This window comes from Pseudomonas sp. K5002 (assembly GCF_013386655.1).
Lineage (GTDB): Bacteria > Pseudomonadota > Gammaproteobacteria > Pseudomonadales > Pseudomonadaceae > Aquipseudomonas.
This window is the reverse complement of the sequence record NZ_JACARK010001584.1, coordinates 201-409: the sequence shown is the minus strand read 5'-3', so window position 1 is coordinate 409 and position 209 is coordinate 201. Positions and strand designations below refer to the sequence as shown.

Genomic DNA, 209 nt, shown 5'->3' with positions numbered 1-209 from the left:
CCGCCGTGTCCACTCAGCTGGAGCTGGGCGACCTGTGCTTCAGCCCGGTGCGTGGCGTGGTCACTATCGATGAACAGGAATTTGCCCTGACCGTGTCCGAAAGCCGCCTGCTGGAAGCCTTGCTGCGTCAGCCCGGCGAGCCGCTGGACAAGCAGGAACTGGCGCAAATCGCCCTGGGCCGCAAGCTGACCCTGTATGACCGCAGCCTG

Annotated in this window: 1 pseudogene; it reads left to right on the top strand. The window is 65.1% G+C overall.

Annotated elements, in window-relative coordinates:
- Positions 1–209: pseudogene (locus HX846_RS38100) on the top strand (DNA-binding response regulator); the annotation flags it as partial.